This is a genomic window from Streptomyces sp. NPDC046716 (assembly GCF_040645755.1).
Classification (GTDB): domain Bacteria; phylum Actinomycetota; class Actinomycetes; order Streptomycetales; family Streptomycetaceae; genus Streptomyces.
Genome location: NZ_JBEYYU010000015.1, coordinates 97915 through 120563 on the forward strand (window position 1 = coordinate 97915; position 22649 = coordinate 120563).

A 22649-nucleotide genomic window follows, 5' to 3' on the forward strand; every position below is an offset into this window, starting at 1 on the left:
ACCCTTCCCCCTCCACCGAGGAGTCCCCATGCGCGAACGCCTCCCGCACGAAATCGTCGCCTCCGTGCTCGCCGGCCTCACGGCGTTCATCGGCGGCAACGCGCTCCATCTGCCGCCCTGGGCGATCTTCATCTCGTGGGCAGGGACCTTCCTGCTGGGCGGCCCGAGCCTCGCGAACGCCAGGAAGCTGTGGTTCGCGATGCCCGCGGGCTCGACGTTCGCCCTGGTCATCGTGGTGATCGAGAACCACGCGGGCACGGCGTTCGGTGACGGCCAGTGGGCCCGCAACACCTTCCAGGCGCTGGTCATCCTGGTCGTCAACAGTGCCCTGATGTACGCGGGCCGGCTCAAGGCCCTCGCGCTGATCCCCGGCATGTTCTTCGGCTTCGCCAGCTATTTCGCGACGTACTTCGGCGGCTTCGGCCACGACCCGGGGAACGTGTGGGTGGCCTGGCTCAGCGTCGTCGCCATGAACGCCCTGGGACCGGTCTTCGCATACCTGTCGACGAAGCTGACCTTCGCGACGGCCCTGGAGAGCCGGCCCGCGGAGCGGGTCTAGAGAGCGCCCAGCGCCAGGGCCACGCGCACCGCGCCGGCCTGCTCGAAGATCTCCTGGGCGATCCCCCACTGGCCGGGCTCCTGGCGCGCGAACCCCCGCCATCCGGTGACGACGAGCAGCAGCCCGCGCTCGGCGGCCGCCTCCGGCAGCTGCCCGGGGTCGCCGAGCGCGTCGGCCAGCGCGTCCCAGTTCCGCCCGAACCACCCGGGCAGGTCGAGGGCGACGGCGCAGCGGTCCATGAAGGCGGCCTTGTCCTCGACCCCGTCGAGGTCGAGGACGCGGACCGTCCAGTCACCGCTCGCGTTCATCGCAGCACTTCCTTGAACGACTCGTAGTGGTCATCGGTGTAGTACGTCTCCCGCTCCGCACCGGTGACGAGACGGCGGGCGCCGCGGTCGCGCGAGCCCGGCGTGGGCACGGTGTACTCGTGGTAGTAGCCGCGCCGGTGCTCGGGCAGTTCGTGCTCGTAGTTCCCGAAGACGCTGCCGTCCTTCTCGTACGGGAAGGGCCCGCCCCGGTCGATGAGGGTGAGCGTGCGCCGCGCCTCGACGGGCAGCCGGCTCTCCCGGACGGTGGCCATCCCGGTGTCGGCGCATCCGACGAGCAGAGCGCAACAGGCCGCTAGCAGACAGAGAAGACGACGAGCCACGTTCAAGCCTCTTGAGGGTCCCCCCGGACGGAGTCCGGGGGGTGGATTGAGGAGCGGGCCCCGGGGCGGAGCCCCGCGACCTCACACTCCGTCGGGATCGGCCCGCTGCAACGCGGGCTTCGGCGTCGGCCCGGCGGTCAACAAGAAATCAGCCGCGGACGTGTCGGTGACCAGACTGGTCACGAGCCCGGACCGCAGCACCGCGTCGATGGCGCCGGCCTTGCGCTGCCCGCCGGCGATGGCGACGACCTCAGGTATGCGGCGCAGCCGGTCCGCCTCGACCGTGATGCAGCGCTCGCCGAGGTCCCGGCCGACCCGACGCCCCTGGGCGTCGAACAGGTGGGCCGACATCTCGGCCGCGACACCCAGCGACGCGTAGTGCGCGCGCTCCTCGTCGCTGAGCATGTCGTGCACGGTGGAGATGCCCGGCTCCCAGGAGCCGATGGACACGCACGCCACGGTGACCTTGTCGAAGTACTCGAAGGCGCGGGCGATCCCGGTCTGGTTGCGCAGCGCCGCCGCGGTGGCGGCGTCCGGCAGCAGCATCGGCGCGTAGATCGGGTGCGCGTCGCCGCCCGAGACCTGCGCGGCCCGCCGTACGGCCTCGACGGAGCCGCGCTCGGCGGTCCCGGCGTCGTACACACCGGTCAGCTGCACGACGGTGCACGGCGGGAGCCGGTCGAGGGCCGCGGCCATGTGAATGGTGGAGCGGCCCCACGCGAGACCCAGGACATCGCCCTCGGTGACGAGCTCGCCCAGGAGATCGGCGGCGACCTCTCCCAGGTTCTCGGGGTCGGGCGACTCCTCGGCCTCGGCCGGGGACTCGACGACCACCACGTGCCGCAGTCCGTACCGCGCGCGCAGCGCGTCGGAACGATCGGCGTCCAGCTCGGCCGGGACCCGGATCTCGATGCGTACGAGATCCCGCTCGAGGGCGGTCTCCAGGACCCGGGCCACCTTGAACCGGCTGACGCCGAACTCCTCGGCGATCTGGATCTTGGACTTGCCCTCCAGATAGAAGCGACGGGCCATGGCCGCCGCCTGCATCAGCTCCGCGGGTCCCATCCGCAGGGCTGCGCGTCCCGCCGATGATGCGGACACGGCGATCTCCTCACTGCTCTTCTTCACGACTCACACGACAACTGTGGACACAGGCACTGATACCGCGCCCACCGCACGCTCTTCTGTTCACAACCTGGATACGCCGTTCATCCTTGCAGATCCGGCCGACTTGATCAGCCCCGAAGGAACGTCGTTCACGTAACCGTGGCTCAGTGGCCGCACGCCCAGGTCGACGACGCCGCCGCCTGCTCGCGCAGACCTCGGACCGCCTCGGCCGGGTCGCTCGCCCCGTATACGGCCGAACCGGCGACGAACACGTCCGCCCCCGCCTCCGCGCACCGCTCGATGGTCGACGCGGAGACCCCGCCGTCGACCTGCAGCCACAGCTCGAGCCCGTGCTTGGAGATCAGCTCACGCGTCCGGCGGATCTTCGGCAGCATGATGTCCAGGAACGCCTGCCCGCCGAACCCGGGCTCAACCGTCATGATCAGCAGCATGTCGAGCTCGCCGAGCAGATCCTCGTACGGCTCGATGGGCGTCGCCGGCTTGAGCGCCATGGAGGCGCGGGCGCCCTTGGCGCGGATCTCGCGGGCGAGCCGGACGGGCGCGTGGGCGGCCTCGGCGTGGAAGGTGACGGATCCGGCCCCCGCTTCGACGTACTGGGGAGCCCAGCGATCGGGGTTCTCGATCATCAGATGGCAGTCCAGGGGGGTGTCCGTCGCCCGTGCCAGCGACTCTACGACCGGCACCCCGAGGGTGAGGTTCGGGACGAAGTGGTTGTCCATGACGTCGACGTGCAGCCAGTCGGCGCCCGCCACCGCACGTGCCTCGTCGGCAAGGTGCGCGAAGTCCGCGGAGAGGATGCTGGGGTTGATCTGAACGGCCATGCCCCAAGACTGCCATGCCGACGCCCGCTTTCCCTCCCCGGTCCGGACCAGCCCCCAGATCAAGCCCGTCCGGCGATTGAGGACCGGGGCCTGGGGCAGAGCCCCAGAACCTCAGCCACAACCCACCCGCACCGCCCTACGAGGTCCGCCGGATCAACGCCAGATACATCGCGTCGGTACCGTGCAGATGCGGCCACAACTGCACATCCGGCCCGTCCCCCAGCCCCGGCACACCCTCCAACAACGGCCGCGCGTCGATGAGTTCGGCCCCGCCGACCGACTTCAGCACGTCGTCCACGACGGCCCGCGTCTCGGCGAGGTGCGGCGAGCACGTCGCGTACCCCACGACTCCCCCGACCCGCACGGAGTCGAGCGCGGTCCGCAGCAGACTCCGCTGCAACGGCCCGAACCCGTCGAGGTCCTCGGGCCGCCGGCGCCACCGCGCCTCGGGCCGCCGCCGCAGGGCGCCGAGTCCCGTACAGGGCACGTCCATGAGGACGCGGTCGAACGAACCGGACCGCCACGGCGGCCGCGTCCCGTCCGCCGCGATCACCTGGTACGGCCCCGGATTGCCGTTCAGCGCCTTGGCGACGAGTCCGGCCCGGTGCGGCTGCTTCTCGGAGGCGAGGAGCACGGCGCCGCGCTCGGCGGCCAGACCGGCGAGCATGGCGGCCTTGCCGCCCGGCCCGGCGCACCCGTCGAGCCACTTGGTGTCGGAGCCCTCGACCGGAGCGTTCGCGAGCGCGAGCGCGACCAGCTGGCTGCCCTCGTCCTGCACTCCGGCGCGCCCGGCCTTGACGACGTCGAACGCCCCCGGCTCACCGCCCTCGGCGAGCCGCACGGCATACGGCGACCAGCGTCCGGGCAGCCCCGAATCCTCGCCGACCTCGGCGAGCACGGCCTCGGCGGTGGTCCGCCCGGGCCGCGCCACGAGCGTCACCTCGGGCCGCTCGTTGTCCGCCTCCAGCAGGTCCTCGATCCCGGCGCGGCCGCCGCCCAGCGAGTCCCACAGCGCCGACACCACCCATCGCGGATGCGAATGGACGACGGCGAGATGGTCCTCGGGGTCCTCGTCGTACGGGGGCGCGACGCGCTCCATCCAGGCGTCGAGATCGTGCTGCGAGACCTTGCGCAGCACCGCGTTGACGAACTTGGCCCGTCCGTCGCCGAGCACGACCCGCGCCAGCTCCACCGACGCGGAGACGGCGGCGTGCGTCGGGATCCGCGTCCCGAGCAGCTGGTGCACGCCCAGGTTCAGCACGTCCAGGACGGGCGGATCGACCTCCCTGAGCGGCCGGTCGATGCAGGCCGCCACGATCGCGTCGTACGTGCCCTGCCGCCGCAGCGTCCCGTAGACCAGCTCGGTCGCGAGCGCCGCGTCCCGCCCGTCGAACGTGTCGGGGCCCTCCTTCTCGCGCGCCTTGCGCAGCAGCGGCGGCAGCACGAGATTCGCGTACGCGTCCCGCTCGTCGACCGCGCGCAGCACCTCGAAGGCGAGGATGCGCACCGGGTCCTTCTTGGGACGGCGGTGGGGCTTACCAGGCTTACTGGGCTTGCCGGACTTGCCGGGGCCACGGTTCGACGAGGTCGGCTGGTCGTTCAAAGGTGCTCCGCTGCTGGATTCGTACGGGCGTCAGGCACAGGGGCGTACGCCGATGTCAACCCTCCAAGACTACGGCCCGGCCCCCGTCCGGACCTCTCCGGGCCTCAGCCCAGCCGCTCCCCCGTCGCGATCCGCACCCCGCGCGCCCAGTCCGCCGCCGCCATCGGCTTCTTGCCCTGGGCCTGCACCCACAGCAGCTCGACGGCACAGCTGCCGGTGCCGACGTACAGATTCTTCTTGCCGACGGCCAGCTCGCCCGGCGCCAGGTCCGTGCGGTCCGGGACCGGCACGGCGGAGCGGACCTTGAGCCGCTCCCCGCGGAACTCGGTCCAGGCGCCGGGCGCGGGCGTGCAGCCGCGCACGACACGGTCGACGCGGAGCGCGGGCGCGGCCCAGTCGAGCCGGGCGTCCTCGACGGTGATCTTCGGGGCGAGGGAGACGCCGTCGGCGGGCTGCGGCACGGCGTGCACGGAGCCGTCCTCGATCCCGTCCATGGTCGCGACGAGCAGCCCGGCACCGGCGAACGCGAGCCGCGTCAGCATGTCCCCGCTGGTGTCCGTGGACCGGACCGCCTCGGTCACCGTGCCGTACACGGGCCCGGAGTCGAGGCCCTCCTCGATGAGGAAGGTCGACGCGCCGGTGATCTCGTCGCCCGCCATGATCGAGTGCTGCACGGGCGCCGCGCCGCGCCAGGCGGGCAGCAGCGAGAAGTGCAGATTGACCCAGCCGCGGGCGGGCACGTCGAGCGCGATCTTCGGCAGCAGCGCGCCGTAGGCGACGACGGGGCAGCAGTCCGGGCCGATCTCGCGCAGCCGGGCCAGGAACTCCTCGTCGCGCGGCTTGGCGGGCTTGAGCACCTCGATGCCCGCCTCCTCGGCGCGCTCGGCGACCGGGCTCGCGATCAGGCGGCGGCCGCGCCCGGCGGGGGCGTCGGGCCGGGTGACGACCGCGGCGACCTCGTGCCGGTCGGAGGCGATCAGGGCGTCCAGGGCGGGAACGGCGACCTCGGGGGTGCCGGCGAAGACGAGCTTCATCGGTGGATCGTGGCCTCTCGGGCGGGGTGACGGGCAGCGCACCAGTCTATGGGGGCCCGGTCGCACACACGCATGGGGCGCACGCCAGAACGTGCGCCCTGCGCATATGCGGATACGCCCGAACAGCGTGACCCCTCACCGCATGGCGCGTTGGTCAAGAAAGAGTTGACCAGTCTTCGGGCCGCCATCACTCGTTCGTCGTCGGACGCCGTCGTCGTTCGGTGCGTGACCGGCCCACCATTCTCATCTTTCATCGCCGGTTCGAGAGGCTTGTAAATGGCCGACCACGCAACCCACGACGCCCAGGCACGGGCCAGCCTGCACCTGCTGGTGCGGGACATCGAGCGGGTCCGACGGCAGGTGGACGCACTGCGCACCCTCACCGCACAGCTCGGCAATGTCTACCGCCCGCGTCGCTCAGGCCCCTCCGCGGGCTTCGTCGTCTACGGCAGGGCACCCGCCCCGACCGTCCGTCTCGCCCAGGAGCTGCGGGACAGCGTCGAGACCCTGGTGACAGCCGCCGTGGACTTCGACCGCTCGCTGGGCTTCTCGTGGGACGCGGTGGGCTCCGCGCTCGGAGTCACCAAGCAGGCGGTGCACCGTCGCTACGGGGCGCGCAGGGCCGCGACCCAGGCCGCCGCCGAGGCCGAGCGGGCCACCGACACCCCGACGACCACCGCGCCCCGGCCGCCGGTTCCGCTGGCCACGGGCCCGCTGCCCTCGGTGCCCGCCGCCCGGTCGATGCCGACCCAGCCGACCGCGGGCAGTTCGGGCCTACGCGAGGAAGCGCGGCCGACCGCCTTCCCGGGTCCGCGCAACGGCTGACGCAGGACCGGTCGATCCCTGTTCGACGCAGCCTCCCCGCCCTCATGGCCGGGGAGGCCTCGCCATGTTGACGCTCCGGCGGCAACCGGGCCTGACGCCGGGTCACCCGATGTCGAGCGGGTCCACCCGTACGCGCACCGGCTCGATCCCGCCGCGCGCCATCCGTGTCGCCTGGGCGTGCTTGAGGGCGGCCGCGAGGGCGGCGCCGCTGCCCGGCGGGACCCGCACGAGGGCCCGCTCCCAGTGCTCGCCGGGCGGGGGCGCCCCCGGCCTGCGCGTCCCGCCGCCCCCGCTCTCGGGCACCGGCACGGGCCCCAGCACCTCGGCGTCCGCGGGCAGTTCGACCGCGCCGAGGAAACCGGCCAGCGCGTCCGGCACCCCGCTCACCGCGGCCATCCGGGACACCGGCGGGAACCCCAGCTCGGCGCGGTCGGCGAGCTCCCGCACCGCGTGACCCACGGGGTCCCAGCGCACCAGCGCCTGCACGGGCCGCAGCGTCGGCTCGGCCACGACGACGACGGTGCCGCCCGCGTCCTGCGGCCGGACCAGCGCGGACGCCGCGATCCAGCGCCGCAGCGCCTCCTCGCCGGCCCGCAGGTCGGGCCGCCCGAGCATGGCCCAGCCGTCGAGCAGCAGGGCCGCCGCGTAGCCTCCTTCGGCCACCGGCTCGGCGCCGGGCGTGCTCACCACGAGCGCCGGCTCCCCGGACACGGTGTCGAGCACCTGCTCACGCCCGGACGTCCGCACCGGCACGGCGGCGAACGCCCGGCCCAACTCCTCGGCGGTCCGCCGGGCGCCGACGACCTGGGCCCGCAGCCGGGTGCCCCCGCACTCGGCGCAGCTCCAGCCGGGCTCCTCGCGTCCGCACCAGCCACAGGCGAGCACACCGGTCGCCTCCCGCGCCTCCAGCGGCCCGGCACACGCCCGGCAGCGGGCGGGCTCGCGGCAGCGCTGACAGGCGAGCCGGGGCACGTAGCCGCGCCGGGGCACCTGGACGAGCACGGGCCCCTCGCGCAGCGCCTTCCGTGCGACCTCCCACGCGATGCTGGGCAGCCGGGCGGCCCGCGCCGCCTCGTCCCGCGCGAGATCGAGATCGCCGACGGTCCGCACGAGCGGCGCGGCCCGTCGGACCTCGGCCCGCGGGGCGGCGACGGCGGCGGCCCACCCGCTGCGCACCAGCTGCGCGGCCTCGACGGTGCAGCTCCAACTCCCGGCCAGGAAGGCGCACTTGTCCCGGGCGGCCCGCAGTTCGAGGACCTCCCGCACATGCGGGAACGGCGCGTGGTCGTCGCTGTGGTGTGCGTCCCCGTCGTCCCACAGCACCACGAGCCCCAGCCGCCGTACGGGAGCGAACATGGCGGCCCGGGTCCCCACCACGGCCCGCACCGCGCCGCGCCGCACGGCGAGCCACTCCGAGTACCGCCGCTGCTGCCCTGCCTCGGCGGTGAGCACGGCGTGCTGTCCCGGCCCGAGCAGATCCCGCAGCGCCTGATCGACACGGGCCGCGAGCCGCACGGTCGGTACGACGACCAGGGCCCCGCGCCCCGAGGCGAGGGTCGCCTGCACGGCGCGGGCGATCTCCTCGGCCCACTCGGGACCGGGCAGCGCGGTCCACACGGCCCGCGGCGCGCCCCCCGCGGCGAGCGAGGCGACGAAGTCGGCCCCTCTCTCGTACCGCTGCCACGAACCCGGCTCGGGCGCGGCGGGCGGCGCCGGCGGCTCGGGGAACTCGCGCGCCTCCGCCTTGGCGTGCCGGGGCGGGATCGCCAGCTGGAGCACGTCGGCGAGGCTCCCGGCGTACCGGTCGGCCACCGCCCGGGTCAGTCCGAGCAGCTCCGGGTCGAGCACCTGCTCGGGCGACACGACCTGGGCGAGCGCGGCGAGGGGCCCCTGGTACTCGGCCTCGGCGACCCGCTCGACGAGAAACCCGTCGATGAGCCCGCCGCCCTCGCGCCGCCCGTCCCGCACGTTCTTCGACCCGGCACCGAACCGCACCCGGACCCGCACCCCCGGCTGCGCGACGGCGTCCAGCTCCTCGGGCACCGCGTACTCGAAGTACCGGTCGAGGTGCAGCACCCCCTTGTCGACGAGCACCCGCGCGACGGGCAGCTCCTTCGCCAGCGCGGCTCCCCGCCACGTCCGCGGCTTGGCCTTCGGCGCCTTGGCCCGCCGCACGCTCTCCCGGATCAACGCAAGCTGCTCGGGCTCCCCTCCCCCGCCACCCTGCTCCGGCCTGTCGTTCTCGCTGCTCACACGTGCATTCCTACCAGAGCGCAGTGACAGCGGGCCGCGCCCGGAAAGCGGTGGGCCCGGCCCTCCGAAGGAGAACCGGGCCCACCGGGCACGACGCGGGACCTACAGGCCCGCGGCCTTGCGCAGCGCGTCGACGCGGTCGGTCTTCTCCCACGTGAAGTCGGGCAGCGCGCGCCCGAAGTGGCCGTAGGCGGCCGTCTGGGAGTAGATCGGGCGGAGCAGGTCGAGGTCGCGGATGATCGCGGCCGGGCGGAGGTCGAAGACCTCGGAGATCGCCGACTCGATCTTGTCGGTGTCGACCGTGGCGGTGCCGAAGGTCTCCACGAAGAGACCGACCGGCTCGGCCTTGCCGATCGCGTACGCGACCTGGACCTCGCAGCGCGCGGCGAGACCGGCGGCCACGACGTTCTTGGCGACCCAGCGCATCGCGTACGCGGCCGAGCGGTCCACCTTGGACGGGTCCTTGCCGGAGAAGGCGCCGCCGCCGTGCCGGGCGTAGCCGCCGTAGGTGTCGATGATGATCTTGCGGCCGGTCAGGCCGGCGTCGCCCATCGGGCCGCCGATCTCGAAGCGGCCGGTCGGGTTGACCAGCAGGCGGTAGCCCTCGGTCTCCAGCTTGATGCCGTCGTCGAGGAGGGCCTTCAGCTCCGGCTCCACGACGAACTCGCGGATGTCGGGGGCGAGCAGCGACTCCAGGTCGATGTCGGAGGCGTGCTGCGAGGAGACCACGACCGTGTCGAGGCGGACGGCCTTGTCGCCGTCGTACTCGATGGTGACCTGCGTCTTGCCGTCGGGGCGCAGGTAGGGGATCGTCCCGTTCTTGCGGACCTCGGACAGGCGGCGCGACAGGCGGTGCGCGAGGTGGATCGGGAGCGGCATCAGCTCCGGGGTCTCGTCGCACGCGTAGCCGAACATCAGGCCCTGGTCGCCCGCGCCCTGCTTGTCGAGCTCGTCGTCATCGCCCTCGACCCGCTTCTCGTAGGCGGTGTCGACACCCTGCGCGATGTCCGGCGACTGCGAGCCGATCGAGACCGAGACACCGCACGACGCGCCGTCGAAGCCCTTCTTCGACGAGTCGTAGCCGATCTCCAGGATCTTCTCGCGCACGAGCTGCGCGATCGGCGCGTACGCCTTGGTGGTGACCTCGCCGGCCACGTGCACGAGGCCCGTGGTGATCAGCGTCTCGACGGCCACGCGGGACGTGGGGTCCTCGCGCAGCAGCGCGTCGAGAATGGTGTCGCTGATCTGGTCAGCGATCTTGTCGGGGTGGCCCTCGGTCACGGACTCCGAGGTGAACAGGCGACGGGACACAACGCTCCCTGTGGTTGCAGCGGCTGCTGGCTGATCATTTGCGGACGGGTACGGGGGCTGCGCCCGACGACATCCGGAAACAGTTTATCGGTCGTGCTCGCTCGCCGGACCACGCGTCTCGCCTACTGGGAGTGCTGTGACCTGCGACACCGCATTCTCCGATACGACGATCGGTCTTAGGAAGAGCGGGGGACGCCCGAAATTCCGGTGTTTTCAGGGTATCGGTGCGTCCGAAGGAGCGAATGCGGTTTTTCACTCCCCCTGCGGCAGTCGGGAGAGAACCGCGTCCCAGATCCGGTCCGCGAGTGCCTCCTTCGGGCCGTACGGGACCGGGTCCTCGCTGCCGTCGGAGCCGAGGAGGACGGCCTCGTTCTCCTCCGCGCCGAAGGTCTTGCGCTCCCCCACCTCGTTGACGACGAGCAGGTCGCAGCCCTTGCGGGCCAGCTTCGCGCGGCCGTTGGCGAGGACGTCGTCGGTCTCGGCGGCGAAGCCGACGACCACCTGCCCGGGGCGCGGCCGCCCGGCGGAGATCTCGGCCAGGATGTCGGGGTTGCGGACGAGGGTGATCGGCGCGGGCTCCTCGCCGTCCTTCTTCTTGATCTTGCCGGTGGCGTAGGCCTGCGGGCGGAAGTCGGCGACGGCCGCCGCCATGACGACCGCGTCGGCGTCGGCGGCCGCCTTCAGGACCGCCTCGCGCAGCTGGACGGCGGTGCCCACGTGGACGACGTCGACGCCGGCCGGGTCGGGCAGCGTCGCGTTCGCGGACAGCAGGGTGACGCGGGCGCCGCGCGCGGCGGCGGTGCGGGCCAGCGCGTAGCCCTGCTTGCCGGAGGAGCGGTTACCGAGGAAGCGGACCGGGTCGAGGGGCTCGCGGGTGCCGCCGGCGCTGACGACGACGTGCCGTCCGGAGAGGTCCGGGGTCTCGGGACCGCGGGCGAGCACCCGGCGTACGTACTCGAAGATCTCCACGGGGTCGGGGAAGCGCCCCTTGCCGGTGTCCACGCCGGTCAGCCGGCCGACGGCGGGCTCGATGACGAGGGCGCCGCGGCGGCGCAGCGTGGCGACGTTCTCCTGGGTGGCCGGGTGCTCCCACATCTCGGTGTGCATGGCGGGCGCGAAGACGACCGGACAGCGGGCGGTCAGCAGGGTGTTCGTGAGGAGGTCGTCGGCGAGGCCGTGGGCGGCCTTCGCGAGCATGTCCGCGGTGGCCGGGGCGACGACGACCACGTCCGCGTGCTGGCCGATGCGCACGTGCGGGACCTCGTGGACGGAGTCCCAGACCTCGGTGGAGACCGGGTTGCCCGACAGGGCCGACCAGGTGGCGGCGCCGACGAAGTGGAGCGCCGAGTCGGTGGGCACGACGCGTACGTCGTGGCCGGACTCCGTCAGGCGGCGCAGCAGCTCGCACGCCTTGTAGGCGGCGATCCCGCCACTGACCCCCAGGACGACCTTGGGCTTGTCCACTGTCCGTGCCTCCCCGCACTCGAAAACGTACGACTCCATGACACACCACAGGCCCGGCAGTCGCGCTGCCGGGCCTGTGGTGACGTGAATACCGCGAGAAGCGGGTGCTACTGCGCCGGGCCCTCGATGGCCTCGGACGTCAGCAGGCCCGCGTTGATCTCGCGGAGGGCGATCGAGAGCGGCTTCTCGTGGACGTGGGTGTCCACCAGCGGGCCGACGTACTCGAGCAGGCCCTCACCGAGCTGCGAGTAGTACGCGTTGATCTGACGCGCGCGCTTGGCGGCGTAGATGACCAGGCTGTACTTCGAGTCGGTTGCTTCGAGCAGCTCATCAATCGGCGGGTTGATGATGCCCTCGGGCGCGGTGATGGAAGAGGACACTCTCTGCCTTCCGATGGGGGCCGGGACCGGAGGGGTCCCGACTGGGGTAAAGATCAAAGAACTTTCATCAAGGCTAGCAGCTCGCGCGCCACGTCCTCGACGGAGGTATTGACAAGGCTCGTGTCGAACTCCGTCTCGGCGGCCAGCTCCACCTTGGCGGCCTCGAGCCTGCGCTCGATGACCTCCGGCGCCTCGGTACCGCGCCCGGTGAGCCTACGCACCAGCTCGTCCCAGCTCGGCGGGGCGAGGAAGACCAGCTGCGCCTCGGGCATCGACTCACGGACCAGCCGGGCGCCCTGGAGGTCGATCTCGAGGAGCACCGGCTCGCCCGCCTCGAGGCGGTCGAGGACGGCACGCCGCGGGGTGCCGTAGCGGTTCCCCGCGAACTCGGCCCACTCGAGGAGCTCGCCGTTGGCGATCAGCTTGTCCATTTCCTCGTCGGTGACGAAGAAGTACTGGACTCCGTGCTTCTCGCCCGGGCGCGGCTTGCGGGTCGTCGCCGACACCGAGAGCCAGACCTCGGGGTGTTCCTTGCGCATATGGGCGACGACCGTGCTCTTGCCGACCCCGGAGGGGCCGGAGAGCACGGTCAGCCGCGGACGTTCACTCATGCAGCGATTATTCCAGTTGTTCCGGAGTGCCCGGACCAGCCCCGGGGCCGGTCCGGAGTCACTCAGGCCCCGGTGCTGCCGAACTCGCGCTCCAGGGAGGCGATCTGGTTGGAACCGAGACCGCGGACCCGGCGGGATTCGGAGATCCCGAGGCGCTCCATGATCTGCTTGGCGCGGACCTTGCCCACGCCCGGCAGGGACTCGAGCAGGGCGGAGACCTTCATCTTGCCGATGACGTCGTTCTCCTGGCCCTGCTTGATGACCTCGTGCAGGGAGGCGCCGGAGTGCTTGAGTCGATTCTTGACCTCGGCCCGCTCCCGGCGAGCCGCGGCGGCCTTTTCGAGCGCGGCTGCGCGCTGTTCAGGGGTAAGGGGCGGAAGAGCCACGCCTACGTCACCTCGGATGTCGAACTGTCGGATACGGACCGGTGAGGAACCTAGTCGCCCCACACCTGGTGAGCAACGAGCAACGCGCTTGCCTGCGTTCGCCTGTTCGCTCTCGTCGGAGACTAGCGGCCACGGCGGTCAGAGTCAGCGAGAACAGAGGAAAAGTCCTGGTCAGCCTTGCCCAGGCCGCGCATTTCGGGCAAATCGTCTGCTAAATCGGTCAGGATTCGGACGCTCGGCCAAAGGTCGGCACGCAGTGCCACCCCTGAGCAGCCTCAATTCGCGGTCCCGACCGCCTCACGCACCTCGTCCGCGAACCGCACGGCCGCGTCCCGCAGCGCGGTCACGGAGGGTCCTTCCTTGAGGACGCCCCGGCTCACGTTCGGTACGACGTTGTGGACCGCGGAGCCGAAGACGGCCGGAAGATCGGCCGCCGTGGCGCCCTGCGCGCCGATGCCGGGCGCGAGGAGCGGGCCGTTGATGTCGAGCGCGTACGAGGACAGGTCGCCCAGGGTCGCGCCGACGACCGCGCCGAAGGAGCCCATGGGGGCCGCGCCGGCGTTCTCCTCGGTGAGGTGGGCGAGCATCGTGGCGCCCACGTTCTTCCCGTCGGCCCGCACGGCGTGCTGGACCTCGCCGCCCTCCGGGTTGGAGGTCAGCGCGAGCACGAAGAGGCCGGCGCCGGATTCGCGCGCGAGGTCGACGGCGGGCTTCAGCGAGCCGTAGCCGAGGTAGGGCGACACGGTCAGGGCGTCCACGAACAGCGGGGAGTCCTGGTGCAGGTAGGTCTGCGCGTACGCGGCCATGGTGGAGCCGATGTCGCCGCGCTTGGCGTCCATGACGACGAGGGTGCCCGCGGCCCGCAGGTCGGCGACGGCCCGCTCCAGCACGGCGACGCCGCGCGAGCCGAACCGCTCGAAGAAGGCCATCTGCGGCTTGACCACGGCGACCGTCTCCGCCAGCGCCTCGACGGTGGTCCGGGTGAAGGTCTCCAGGCCGGCGATGTCGTCCTTCAGGCCCCAGGAGGCGAGCAGGGCGGCGTGCGGGTCGATGCCGACGCAGAGCGGGCCGCGCTCGTCCATGACGCGGCGCAGGCGGGTGCCGAAGGGTTCCGGAGCGGTCATGCGGCGTTGGCCTTCTTCCTGACATCGGCGCCGATCGCGTCGGCGAGGGTGGCGTACGGGCTGGTACGGAGGCGGGCGGCGAGGCCCTTGTGGATGGCTCGGGCGTAGAACGGGCCCTCGTAGATGAAGGCCGAGTAGCCCTGGATGAGCGTGGCGCCGGCGAGGATGCGCTGCCAGGCGTCCTCGGCGTTCTCGATGCCGCCGACGCCCACGAGGGTGATCTTGTCCCCCACGCGCGCGTAGAGGCGCCTGAGGACCTCCAGGGAGCGTTCCTTGAGGGGAGCGCCGGACAGGCCGCCCGTCTCGTTCACGACGTCGCCCTTGGTCCGCAGACCCTCGCGGGAGATCGTCGTGTTCGTGGCGATGATGCCGTCCAGGCCGAGTTCGACCGCCAGGTCGGCGACGGCGTCGACGTCCTCGTCGGCGAGGTCGGGCGCGATCTTCACCAGGAGGGGCACGCGGCGTGCGCGCACCGTGCGGTCGGCGGCCTCGCGCACGGCCGTCAGCAGGGGGCGCAGCGCCTCGGTGGCCTGGAGGTTGCGCAGGCCGGGCGTGTTCGGCGAGGAGACGTTGACCACGAGGTAGTCGGCGAAGGCGGCCAGGCGCTCGGTGGACTTCACGTAGTCGGCGACGGCCTCGGCCTCGGGGACGACCTTGGTCTTGCCGATGTTCACGCCGACCGTGGTCCTGAAGACCGGGTTGCGGGAGGCCAGGCGGGCGGCGACGGCGAGGGAGCCCTCGTTGTTGAAGCCCATGCGGTTGATGAGGGCGCGGTCCTGCACGAGGCGGAAGAGGCGCTTCTTGGGGTTGCCGGGCTGCGGCTCGCCGGTGACGGTGCCGATCTCGATGTGGTCGAAGCCGAGCATCGACATGCCGTCGATGGCGATGGCGTTCTTGTCGAAGCCGGCGGCGAGCCCGAAGGGGCCGTGCATGCGCAGGCCGAGGGCCTCGGTGCGCAGCTCCTCGTGGCGGGGCGCGAGGGCGGCGGCGACGAAGGTGCGCAGGACCGGGGTGCGGGCCGCGAGGCGGATCCAGCGGAAGGCCAGGTAGTGGGCCTTCTCGGGGTCCATGCGCTTGAAGACGAGGTTGAAGAACAGCTTGTACATGACTCAAGTCCTAGAGGTGCTCACGAGGCGGTGGGCTCATGAAGAGGGGGACACCGTTTCGGTGTCCCCCTCTTGGGCTGCTAGTCGCGGGCCGCGGTCAGGTGTTCCGCGTGTTCCTGCAGTGAGCTGACGCCCACGTCGCCGTGGTTGAGCGCGTCGATGCCCTGGACGGCGGCCGCGAGGGCCTGGACCGTGGTGAGGCAGGGCACGGAGCGGGCCACGGCGGCCGTCCGGATCTCGTAGCCGTCGAGGCGGCCACCGGTGCCGTACGGCGTGTTGACGATCAGGTCGACGTCACCGTCGTGGATGAGCTGGACGATCGTCTTCTCGCCGTTCGGGCCCTCGCCCTCGGACTGCTTGCGCACGACGGTGGCGTTGATGCCGTTGCGCTTGAGCACCTCGGCCGTGCCGGACGTGGCGAGCAGCTCGAAGCCGTGGGCGACCAGCTCGCGCGCCGGGAAGATCATCGAGCGCTTGTCGCGGTTGGCGACCGAGATGAACGCGCGGCCCTTGGTCGGCAGCGGGCCGTAGGCACCGGCCTGCGACTTGGCGTACGCCGTGCCGAAGACCGAGTCGATGCCCATGACCTCGCCGGTGGAGCGCATCTCCGGGCCGAGGACCGTGTCGACGCCGCGGCCGTGGATGTCGCGGAACCGCGACCACGGCATGACGGCCTCCTTGACGGAGATCGGCGCGTCCAGCGGCAGGGTGCCGCCGTCGCCGTTCTTCGGCAGCAAGCCCTCGGCGCGCAGCTCGGCGACGGTGGCGCCCAGCGAGATGCGGGCGGCGGCCTTCGCGAGCGGCACCGCGGTCGCCTTCGAGGTGAAGGGGACGGTGCGGGAGGCGCGCGGGTTGGCCTCCAGGACGTAGAGGATGTCACCCGCCATCGCGAACTGGATGTTGATCAGTCCGCGCACGCCGACGCCCTTGGCGATGGCCTCGGTCGAGACGCGCAGGCGCTTGATGTCGAAGCCGCCGAGGGTGATCGGGGGCAGGGCGCACGCCGAGTCGCCGGAGTGGATGCCGGCCTCCTCGATGTGCTCCATGACGCCGCCGAGGTACAGCTCCTCGCCGTCGTACAGGGCGTCGACGTCGATCTCGATGGCGTCGTCGAGGAAGCGGTCCACGAGGACCGGCCGCGAGGGGCTGATCTCGGTGGACTCCTCGATGTACGCGGACAGCCGGGTCTCGTCGTAGACGATCTCCATGCCGCGGCCGCCGAGCACGTAGGACGGGCGGACGAGGACCGGGTAGCCGATCTCGTCGGCGATGGCCTTGGCCTCGGCGAAGGTGGTGGCGGTGCCGTGCTTGGGGGCGGGCAGTCCGGCCTCGGCGAGGACGCGGCCGAAGGCGCCGCGGTCCTCGGCGGCGTGGATCGCCTCCGGGGAGGTGCCGACGACGGGCACGCCGTTGTCCTTGAGCGCCTGGGCGAGGCCCAGCGGGGTCTGGCCGCCGAGCTGCACGATGACGCCCGCGAGCGGGCCCGCGAGGGACTCGGCGTGCACGATCTCGAGCACGTCCTCGAGCGTCAGCGGCTCGAAGTAGAGGCGGTCGGACGTGTCGTAGTCCGTGGAGACGGTCTCCGGGTTGCAGTTGACCATCACGGTCTCGTAGCCCGCGTCGCTGAGCGCGAAGGAGGCGTGGACGCAGGAGTAGTCGAACTCGATGCCCTGGCCGATGCGGTTCGGGCCCGAGCCCAGGATGATCACGGCGGGCTTGGTGCGCTGCGCGACCTCGGTCTCCTCGTCGTACGAGGAGTAGAAGTACGGCGTCTTCGCGGCGAACTCGGCGGCGCAGGTGTCGACCGTCTTGTAGACCGGGCGGACCCCGAGCGCGTGCCGGACCTCGCGGACGACGTCCTCGCGCAGGCCGCGGATCTCGGCGATCTGGTGGTCGGAGAAGCCGTGCCGCTTGGCCTCGGCGATCAGGTCCTTGGTCAGCTCCGGAGCACCGGCCAGCTCGTCGGCCGTCTCCTTGATGAGGAACAGCTGGTCGACGAACCACGGGTCGATCTTCGTGTAGTCGAAGATCTCCTCGGGCGTGGCACCGGCGCGGATCGCCTCCATGACGGTGTTGATCCGGCCGTCGGTCGGGCGCACGGCCTCTTCGAGGAGCGCGGTCTTGTCGCCGACCGGGCCCACGAAGGTGAACTGCGAGCCCTTCTTCTCCAGGGAGCGCAGCGCCTTCTGGAACGCCTCGGTGAAGTTGCGGCCGATGGCCATGGCCTCGCCGACCGACTTCATGGTGGTGGTGAGGGTGGAGTCGGCCGACGGGAACTTCTCGAAGGCGAAGCGCGGGGCCTTCACGACCACGTAGTCGAGCGTCGGCTCGAAGGAGGCCGGCGTCTTCTCGGTGATGTCGTTGGGGATCTCGTCGAGCGTGTAGCCCACGGCGAGCTTCGCGGCGATCTTCGCGATCGGGAAGCCGGTGGCCTTGGAGGCGAGCGCCGAGGAGCGGGAGACGCGCGGGTTCATCTCGATGACGATGACGCGGCCGTCGTCGGGGTTGATCGCGAACTGGATGTTGCAGCCGCCGGTGTCGACGCCGACCTCGCGGATGATCGCGATGCCGATGTCGCGCAGCCGCTGGTACTCGCGGTCGGTCAGCGTCATCGAGGGCGCGACGGTGATCGAGTCGCCGGTGTGCACGCCCATCGGGTCGAAGTTCTCGATGGAGCAGACGACCACGACGTTGTCGTTCTTGTCGCGCATCAGCTCCAGCTCGTACTCCTTCCAGCCGAGGATGGACTCCTCCAGGAGCACCTCGGTGGTCGGGGAGAGCGTGAGGCCCTGACCGGCGATGCGGCGCAGCTCCTCCTCGTCGTGCGCAAAGCCGGAACCGGCGCCGCCCATGGTGAAGGAGGGGCGGACGACGACGGGGTAGCCGCCGAGGGTGTCGACGCCCTGGAGCACGTCGTCCATGGAGTGGCAGATGACCGAGCGGGCGGACTCGCCGTGGCCGATCTTCTTGCGGACCTCCTCGACGACTCCCTTGAAGAGGTCGCGGTCCTCGCCCTTGTTGATCGCCTCGACGTTGGCGCCGATGAGCTCGACACCGTACTTCTCGAGGACGCCCTGCTCGTGCATGGAGATGGCCGTGTTGAGGGCCGTCTGGCCGCCGAGGGTCGGCAGCAGCGCGTCGGGGCGCTCCTTGGCGATGATCTTCTCGACGAACTCGGGGGTGATCGGCTCGACGTACGTGGCGTCGGCGATCTCCGGGTCGGTCATGATCGTCGCCGGGTTGGAGTTCACGAGGATGACCCGCAGGCCCTCGGACTTCAGGACCCGGCACGCCTGGGTGCCGGAGTAGTCGAACTCGGCGGCCTGGCCGATGACGATCGGGCCGGAGCCGATGACCAGGACGGACTGGATATCGGAGCGCTTAGGCACGCTGGCCCTCCATCAGGGAAACGAAGCGGTCGAACAGGTAGGCGGCGTCGTGCGGACCGGCCGCCGCCTCCGGGTGGTACTGGACGGAGAAGGCCGGCTGGTCGAGCAGCTGGAGGCCTTCGACGACCTGGTCGTTCAGGCAGACGTGGGAGACCTCGGCGCGGCCGAACGTCGTCTCGCTGACCTTGTCGAGCGGCGCGTCCACGGCGAAGCCGTGGTTGTGCGCGGTGACCTCGACCTTGCCGGTGGTGCGGTCCTGCACCGGCTGGTTGATGCCGCGGTGGCCGTACTTCAGCTTGTACGTGCCGAAGCCGAGGGCGCGGCCGAGGATCTGGTTGCCGAAGCAGATGCCGAACAGCGGCGTCTTGCGGCCGAGGACGGCGGTCATCAGCGCGACCGGTCCCTCGGCGGTCGCCGGGTCGCCCGGGCCGTTGGAGAAGAAGACGCCGTCGGGGTTGACGGCGTAGACGTCGTCCTCGGTGGCGGTCGCCGGGAGGACGTGCACCTCGATGCCGCGCTCGGCCATGCGGTGCGGGGTCATGCCCTTGATGCCGAGGTCGATCGCGGCGACGGTGAAGCGCTTGGTGCCGATCGCCGGGACGACGTAGGCCTCCTTGGTGGCGACCTCCTCGTACAGGCTCGCGCCCTTCATCTGGGGCTGCGCCTGGACCTTCGCGACGAGCTCGGCGTCGGCCGGGAGCGTCTCGCCGGAGAAGATGCCCGAGCGCATGGAGCCGCGCTCGCGCAGATGGCGGGTGAGGGCGCGGGTGTCGATGCCGCTGATGCCGACGATGTCCTGGGCGACCAGCTCGTCGTCGAGCGAGCGCTTCGCGCGCCAGTTGGAGGGGATGCGGGCGGGGTCGCGCACGACGTAGCCCGAGACCCAGATGCGGCTCGACTCGTCGTCCTCGTCGTTCCAGCCCGTGTTGCCGATCTGCGGGGCGGTGGCGACCACGATCTGGCGGTCGTACGACGGGTCGGTCAGGGTCTCCTGGTAGCCGGTCATGCCGGTGGAGAACACGGCCTCGCCGAAGGTCTCCCCCACGGCCCCGTAGGCGCGGCCGCGGAACACCCGGCCGTCCTCCAGGACGAGAACGGCGGGAACCTTGCTGGTTCCCCTGGTGGAGGTGGTCATCGTGCGGTGCCTTCCGTCGTGATGGTCGTGTTGATCATGTCGTTGATGGTGCTGACCCACTCGGCCTGCTCGGCGGCGTGGTCCGAGCGGAAGCCGGAGTCGATCAGCTTGTCTCCGTGCGCCCAGGTGACGATCAGCAGACCGCCCTCCGTGAGCACCTTGCCCGCGATGCCCTTGTCGAGCCGGGCCTCCCGCAGCGCCTCCACCGGGACGAAGAAGTCGCTCGCCCCGGGGCGTACGACGTCCAGGCCCGCGTCCGTCAGGGTCAGCTCGACCCGGCTGCGGGTGCCGAGGCCGTGCGCCACGATGCGGTCGAGCCACTGCCCGGCGCTCGTGGAGCCGTGGTACCGGCCGCTCAGCTCAAGTTTCACCGCACCGCGCTCTTCGGGCGCGGCGGGCAGCGGCGGCAGGTCGCTCTGGAGCGTGCCGCGCCACTTCCAGCCCTGGCGCATCAGCCAGTAGACGAGCGCGATGAAGAGGAGCAGTCCGACGATCCAGCCGATCCGGTCGGGCCAGTCGGTCACGTCCGCCGACTTCTGTTCGGCGGCCAGTTGCAGCAGAGGTGTCACGCGAGCTTCCCGTCGGCGAGGGTGGCCTTGCCCCGCAGCCAGGTGTGGGTGACGCGCCCCGGCAGCTCACGGCCCTCGTACGGGGTGTTGCGGCTGCGGGAGGCGAAGCCCGCGGGGTCCACGGCTCCACGGTAGTCGGCGTCGACCAGAACCAGGTTGGCGGGCTCACCTGCCGAGACGGGACGTCCATGGCCGGCGGCCCGGCCGATCTGGGCGGGCTTGACGGACATCCGGTCGGCGACGCCGGCCCAGTCGAGCAGGCCCGTCTCGACCATCGTCTGCTGGACGACGCCGAGCGCGGTCTCCAGGCCGACCATGCCCATGGCGGCCGCGGCCCACTCGCAGTCCTTGTCCTCGTGCGGGTGCGGGGCGTGGTCGGTGGCGACGATGTCGATCGTGCCGTCGGCGAGCGCCTCGCGCAGCGCCATGACGTCCTTCTCGGTGCGCAGCGGCGGGTTCACCTTGTAGACCGGGTTGTACGAGCGCACCAGCTCGTCGGTGAGGAGCAGGTGGTGCGGGGTGACCTCGGCGGTGACGTCGATGCCGCGGGACTTGGCCCAGCGCACGATCTCCACGGACCCGGCGGTCGACAGGTGACAGATGTGGACGCGGGATCCGACGTGCTCGGCGAGCAGGACGTCCCGGGCGATGATCGATTCTTCGGCCACGGCGGGCCAGCCGCCCAGGCCCAGCTCGGCGGAGACGGTGCCCTCGTTCATCTGGGCGCCCTCGGTGAGGCGGGGCTCCTGCGCGTGCTGGGCGACGACGCCGCCGAAGGCCTTCACGTACTCCAGGGCTCGGCGCATGATCACGGCGTCGTGGACGCACTTGCCGTCGTCGGAGAAGACGGTGACGCCGGCGGCGGACTCGTGCATGGCGCCGAGCTCGGCGAGCTTCTGTCCTTCAAGGCCGACGGTGACGGCGCCGATGGGCTGCACGTCGCAGTAGCCGTGCTCCTGGCCGAGCCGGTAGACCTGCTCGACGACGCCGGCGGTGTCGGCGACGGGGAAGGTGTTGGCCATGGCGAACACGGCCGTGTAGCCACCGGAGGCGGCGGCCTGCGTGCCGGTCAGGACGGTCTCGGAGTCCTCGCGGCCCGGCTCGCGCAGGTGGGTGTGGAGGTCGACGAGGCCCGGCAGGAGGACCTTGCCGTCGGCCTCGACGACCTCGGCGCCCTCGGCGTCGATGCCGGTGCCGACCTCGGCGATGGTCTCGCCGTCGATCAGGACGTCCTGCGGCTCGCCGCCGAGCACCTTCGCACCACGGATCAGGATCTTGCTCATGTTCTTAGTTCCCCTCGGTACGGGTGTGCGTGACGGCGGGCTCGTTGCCGCCCAGAAGCAGGTAGAGGACGGCCATCCGCGTGTGGACGCCGTTGGCGACCTGCTCGATGACGGTGCAGCGGTCGGAGTCGGCGACCTCGGCGGTGATCTCCATGCCCCGGACCATCGGGCCGGGGTGCATCACGATGGCGTGGCCGGGCATCTTCGCCATGCGGTCGCCGTCGAGGCCGTAGCGCCGCGAGTACTCGCGCTCGGTCGGGAAGAAGGCCGCGTTCATGCGCTCCCGCTGCACGCGGAGCATCATCACGGCGTCCGTCTTCGGCAGCGTGCTGTCCAGGTCGTAGCTGACCTCGCAGGGCCAGGACTCGACGCCGACGGGCAGCAGGGTGGGGGGCGCGACGAGGGTGACCTCGGCGCCCAGGGTGTGCAGCAGGTCGACGTTCGAGCGGGCGACGCGGCTGTGCAGGACGTCGCCGACGAGGGTGACGCGCTTGCCGTCCAGGCCCTGGCCGATCCCGGCGTCCCGGCCGACCAGACGGCGGCGCATGGTGAAGGCGTCGAGCAGCGCCTGGGTGGGGTGCTGGTGGGTGCCGTCGCCGGCGTTGATGACCGGGGCGTCGATCCAGCCGGAGGTCGCGAGCCGGTACGGGGCGCCGGAGGCGCTGTGCCGGATGACGACCGCGTCGACGCCCATGGCCTCGAGCGTCTGGGCGGTGTCCTTCAGGGACTCGCCCTTGGAGACGCTGGAGCCCTTGGCGGCGAAGTTGATGACGTCGGCGGACAGGCGCTTCTCGGCGGCCTCGAACGAGATCCGCGTCCGCGTCGAGTCCTCGAAGAAGAGGTTGCAGATGGTCCGGCCGCGCAGCGCGGGCAGCTTCTTGATGGGCCGGTCGGCGACCCGCGCCATCTCCCCGGCGGTGTCGAGGATGAGGACGGCGTCGTCGCGGGTGAGGTCGGCGGCCGAGATGAGGTGTCGCATCATCGGGGTGCTCCGTAAGGAAGTTCAGGACGTTTCGGGG

The 22649-nt window shown here is 71.6% G+C and carries 21 protein-coding genes; 2 read left to right on the forward strand and 19 right to left on the reverse strand.

Annotation, left to right across the window (positions count from 1 at the left end):
- Positions 1-28 precede the first annotated feature (28 nt).
- Positions 29-559, forward strand: coding sequence for a DUF1097 domain-containing protein (locus ABZ930_RS14320; protein WP_361546724.1), 531 nt, complete (start codon positions 29-31; stop codon positions 557-559).
- On the opposite strand, the gene ABZ930_RS14325 is transcribed toward ABZ930_RS14320, so the two are convergent.
- From ABZ930_RS14325 to fmt, 6 genes are all read right to left on the reverse strand, one after another.
- Positions 556-867 carry a barstar family protein gene (locus tag ABZ930_RS14325; protein WP_361546727.1) on the reverse strand — a complete coding sequence of 104 codons (312 nt, stop codon included), beginning with the start codon at positions 865-867 and terminating at the stop codon, positions 556-558. The two genes, ABZ930_RS14320 and ABZ930_RS14325, sit on opposite strands and share 4 nt — an antisense overlap.
- Positions 864-1187, reverse strand: a complete 324-nt coding sequence (locus ABZ930_RS14330) for a ribonuclease domain-containing protein (protein ID WP_361546842.1) — start codon at positions 1185-1187, stop codon at positions 864-866. The genes ABZ930_RS14325 and ABZ930_RS14330 overlap by 4 nt, the downstream gene beginning before the upstream one ends.
- A 102-nt stretch (positions 1188-1289) precedes the next feature.
- Positions 1290-2273, reverse strand: a complete 984-nt coding sequence (locus ABZ930_RS14335) for a sugar-binding domain-containing protein (protein WP_361546845.1) — start codon at positions 2271-2273, stop codon at positions 1290-1292.
- Positions 2274-2479: 206 nt separating this feature from the next.
- Entirely contained in the window at positions 2480-3157 is a 678-nt protein-coding gene (gene rpe / locus ABZ930_RS14340; RefSeq protein ID WP_361546730.1) for a ribulose-phosphate 3-epimerase, read from the reverse strand.
- Positions 3158-3293: 136 nt separating this feature from the next.
- Complete coding sequence (locus ABZ930_RS14345; RefSeq protein WP_361546733.1) at positions 3294-4760, reverse strand: transcription antitermination factor NusB; 1467 nt, start codon at positions 4758-4760, stop codon at positions 3294-3296.
- Positions 4761-4864: 104 nt separating this feature from the next.
- On the reverse strand, positions 4865-5794 hold the full coding sequence (fmt, locus tag ABZ930_RS14350; protein WP_361546736.1) for a methionyl-tRNA formyltransferase: 930 nt from the start codon (positions 5792-5794) through the stop codon (positions 4865-4867).
- Positions 5795-6070: 276 nt separating this feature from the next.
- Here fmt and ABZ930_RS14355 point away from each other — a divergent pair, with 276 nt between their 5' ends.
- On the forward strand, positions 6071-6619 hold the full coding sequence (locus ABZ930_RS14355; RefSeq protein ID WP_361546739.1) for a hypothetical protein: 549 nt from the start codon (positions 6071-6073) through the stop codon (positions 6617-6619).
- 102 nt (positions 6620-6721) lie between these two features.
- Here the strand turns inward: ABZ930_RS14355 and ABZ930_RS14360 are convergent, their stop codons facing one another.
- The 13 genes from ABZ930_RS14360 to ABZ930_RS14420 all read right to left on the reverse strand — a co-directional run bounded on the left by ABZ930_RS14360 (position 6722) and on the right by ABZ930_RS14420 (position 22612).
- Positions 6722-8872 (reverse strand): primosomal protein N', encoded by a 2151-nt coding sequence (locus ABZ930_RS14360; RefSeq protein ID WP_361546742.1) that lies wholly within the window; start codon positions 8870-8872, stop codon positions 6722-6724.
- Between the two features lie 102 nt (positions 8873-8974).
- Positions 8975-10183 carry a methionine adenosyltransferase gene (metK, locus tag ABZ930_RS14365; RefSeq protein WP_361546745.1) on the reverse strand — a complete coding sequence of 403 codons (1209 nt, stop codon included), beginning with the start codon at positions 10181-10183 and terminating at the stop codon, positions 8975-8977.
- A 252-nt stretch (positions 10184-10435) separates the two neighbouring features.
- Positions 10436-11686, reverse strand: a complete 1251-nt coding sequence (coaBC, locus tag ABZ930_RS14370) for a bifunctional phosphopantothenoylcysteine decarboxylase/phosphopantothenate--cysteine ligase CoaBC (protein ID WP_361546748.1) — start codon at positions 11684-11686, stop codon at positions 10436-10438.
- A gap of 68 nt (positions 11687-11754) precedes the next feature.
- On the reverse strand, positions 11755-12027 hold the full coding sequence (gene rpoZ / locus ABZ930_RS14375; RefSeq protein WP_005319902.1) for a DNA-directed RNA polymerase subunit omega: 273 nt from the start codon (positions 12025-12027) through the stop codon (positions 11755-11757).
- A gap of 53 nt (positions 12028-12080) precedes the next feature.
- Positions 12081-12638, reverse strand: coding sequence for a guanylate kinase (gene gmk / locus ABZ930_RS14380; protein WP_111665643.1), 558 nt, complete (start codon positions 12636-12638; stop codon positions 12081-12083).
- A gap of 62 nt (positions 12639-12700) precedes the next feature.
- Positions 12701-13024 carry an integration host factor gene (locus ABZ930_RS14385; RefSeq protein WP_026246651.1) on the reverse strand — a complete coding sequence of 108 codons (324 nt, stop codon included), beginning with the start codon at positions 13022-13024 and terminating at the stop codon, positions 12701-12703.
- Between the two features lie 275 nt (positions 13025-13299).
- The gene (gene pyrF, locus ABZ930_RS14390; RefSeq protein ID WP_361546752.1) at positions 13300-14148 is read right to left on the reverse strand and encodes an orotidine-5'-phosphate decarboxylase; all 849 of its coding nucleotides are present in this window, start codon (positions 14146-14148) and stop codon (positions 13300-13302) included.
- Positions 14145-15254, reverse strand: coding sequence for a quinone-dependent dihydroorotate dehydrogenase (locus tag ABZ930_RS14395; RefSeq protein ID WP_361546755.1), 1110 nt, complete (start codon positions 15252-15254; stop codon positions 14145-14147). The genes pyrF and ABZ930_RS14395 overlap by 4 nt, the downstream gene beginning before the upstream one ends.
- 80 nt (positions 15255-15334) lie before the next feature.
- Positions 15335-18643 (reverse strand): carbamoyl-phosphate synthase large subunit, encoded by a 3309-nt coding sequence (carB, locus tag ABZ930_RS14400; protein ID WP_361546758.1) that lies wholly within the window; start codon positions 18641-18643, stop codon positions 15335-15337.
- Positions 18636-19778: a glutamine-hydrolyzing carbamoyl-phosphate synthase small subunit gene (carA, locus tag ABZ930_RS14405; protein WP_361546761.1), complete on the reverse strand. Its 1143-nt coding sequence runs from the start codon at positions 19776-19778 to the stop codon at positions 18636-18638. Before carA ends, carB begins: the two co-directional genes overlap by 8 nt.
- Entirely contained in the window at positions 19775-20347 is a 573-nt protein-coding gene (locus ABZ930_RS14410; RefSeq protein ID WP_361546764.1) for a hypothetical protein, read from the reverse strand. The genes carA and ABZ930_RS14410 overlap by 4 nt, the downstream gene beginning before the upstream one ends.
- Positions 20344-21630 carry a dihydroorotase gene (locus tag ABZ930_RS14415; RefSeq protein ID WP_361546767.1) on the reverse strand — a complete coding sequence of 429 codons (1287 nt, stop codon included), beginning with the start codon at positions 21628-21630 and terminating at the stop codon, positions 20344-20346. The genes ABZ930_RS14410 and ABZ930_RS14415 overlap by 4 nt, the downstream gene beginning before the upstream one ends.
- Before the next feature lie 4 nt (positions 21631-21634).
- Entirely contained in the window at positions 21635-22612 is a 978-nt protein-coding gene (locus ABZ930_RS14420; protein ID WP_361546770.1) for an aspartate carbamoyltransferase catalytic subunit, read from the reverse strand.
- Positions 22613-22649 lie beyond the last annotated feature (37 nt).

Bases quoted from the DNA above. Each gene is read 5' to 3' on its own strand.
- ABZ930_RS14420 (WP_361546770.1), bottom strand. From the start codon at position 22,612: ATGATGCGACACCTCATCTCGGCCGCCGACCTCACCCGCGACGACGCC.
- ABZ930_RS14415 (WP_361546767.1), bottom strand. From the start codon at position 21,630: ATGAGCAAGATCCTGATCCGTGGTGCGAAGGTGCTCGGCGGCGAGCCG.
- ABZ930_RS14335 (WP_361546845.1), bottom strand. From the start codon at position 2,273: ATGGGACCCGCGGAGCTGATGCAGGCGGCGGCCATGGCCCGTCGCTTC.
- ABZ930_RS14325 (WP_361546727.1), bottom strand. From the start codon at position 867: ATGAACGCGAGCGGTGACTGGACGGTCCGCGTCCTCGACCTCGACGGG.
- rpe (WP_361546730.1), bottom strand. From the start codon at position 3,157: ATGGCCGTTCAGATCAACCCCAGCATCCTCTCCGCGGACTTCGCGCAC.
- ABZ930_RS14395 (WP_361546755.1), bottom strand. From the start codon at position 15,254: ATGTACAAGCTGTTCTTCAACCTCGTCTTCAAGCGCATGGACCCCGAG.
- fmt (WP_361546736.1), bottom strand. From the start codon at position 5,794: ATGAAGCTCGTCTTCGCCGGCACCCCCGAGGTCGCCGTTCCCGCCCTG.
- ABZ930_RS14320 (WP_361546724.1), top strand. From the start codon at position 29: ATGCGCGAACGCCTCCCGCACGAAATCGTCGCCTCCGTGCTCGCCGGC.
- ABZ930_RS14355 (WP_361546739.1), top strand. From the start codon at position 6,071: ATGGCCGACCACGCAACCCACGACGCCCAGGCACGGGCCAGCCTGCAC.
- carA (WP_361546761.1), bottom strand. From the start codon at position 19,778: ATGACCACCTCCACCAGGGGAACCAGCAAGGTTCCCGCCGTTCTCGTC.
- coaBC (WP_361546748.1), bottom strand. From the start codon at position 11,686: ATGGAGTCGTACGTTTTCGAGTGCGGGGAGGCACGGACAGTGGACAAG.
- gmk (WP_111665643.1), bottom strand. From the start codon at position 12,638: ATGAGTGAACGTCCGCGGCTGACCGTGCTCTCCGGCCCCTCCGGGGTC.
- pyrF (WP_361546752.1), bottom strand. From the start codon at position 14,148: ATGACCGCTCCGGAACCCTTCGGCACCCGCCTGCGCCGCGTCATGGAC.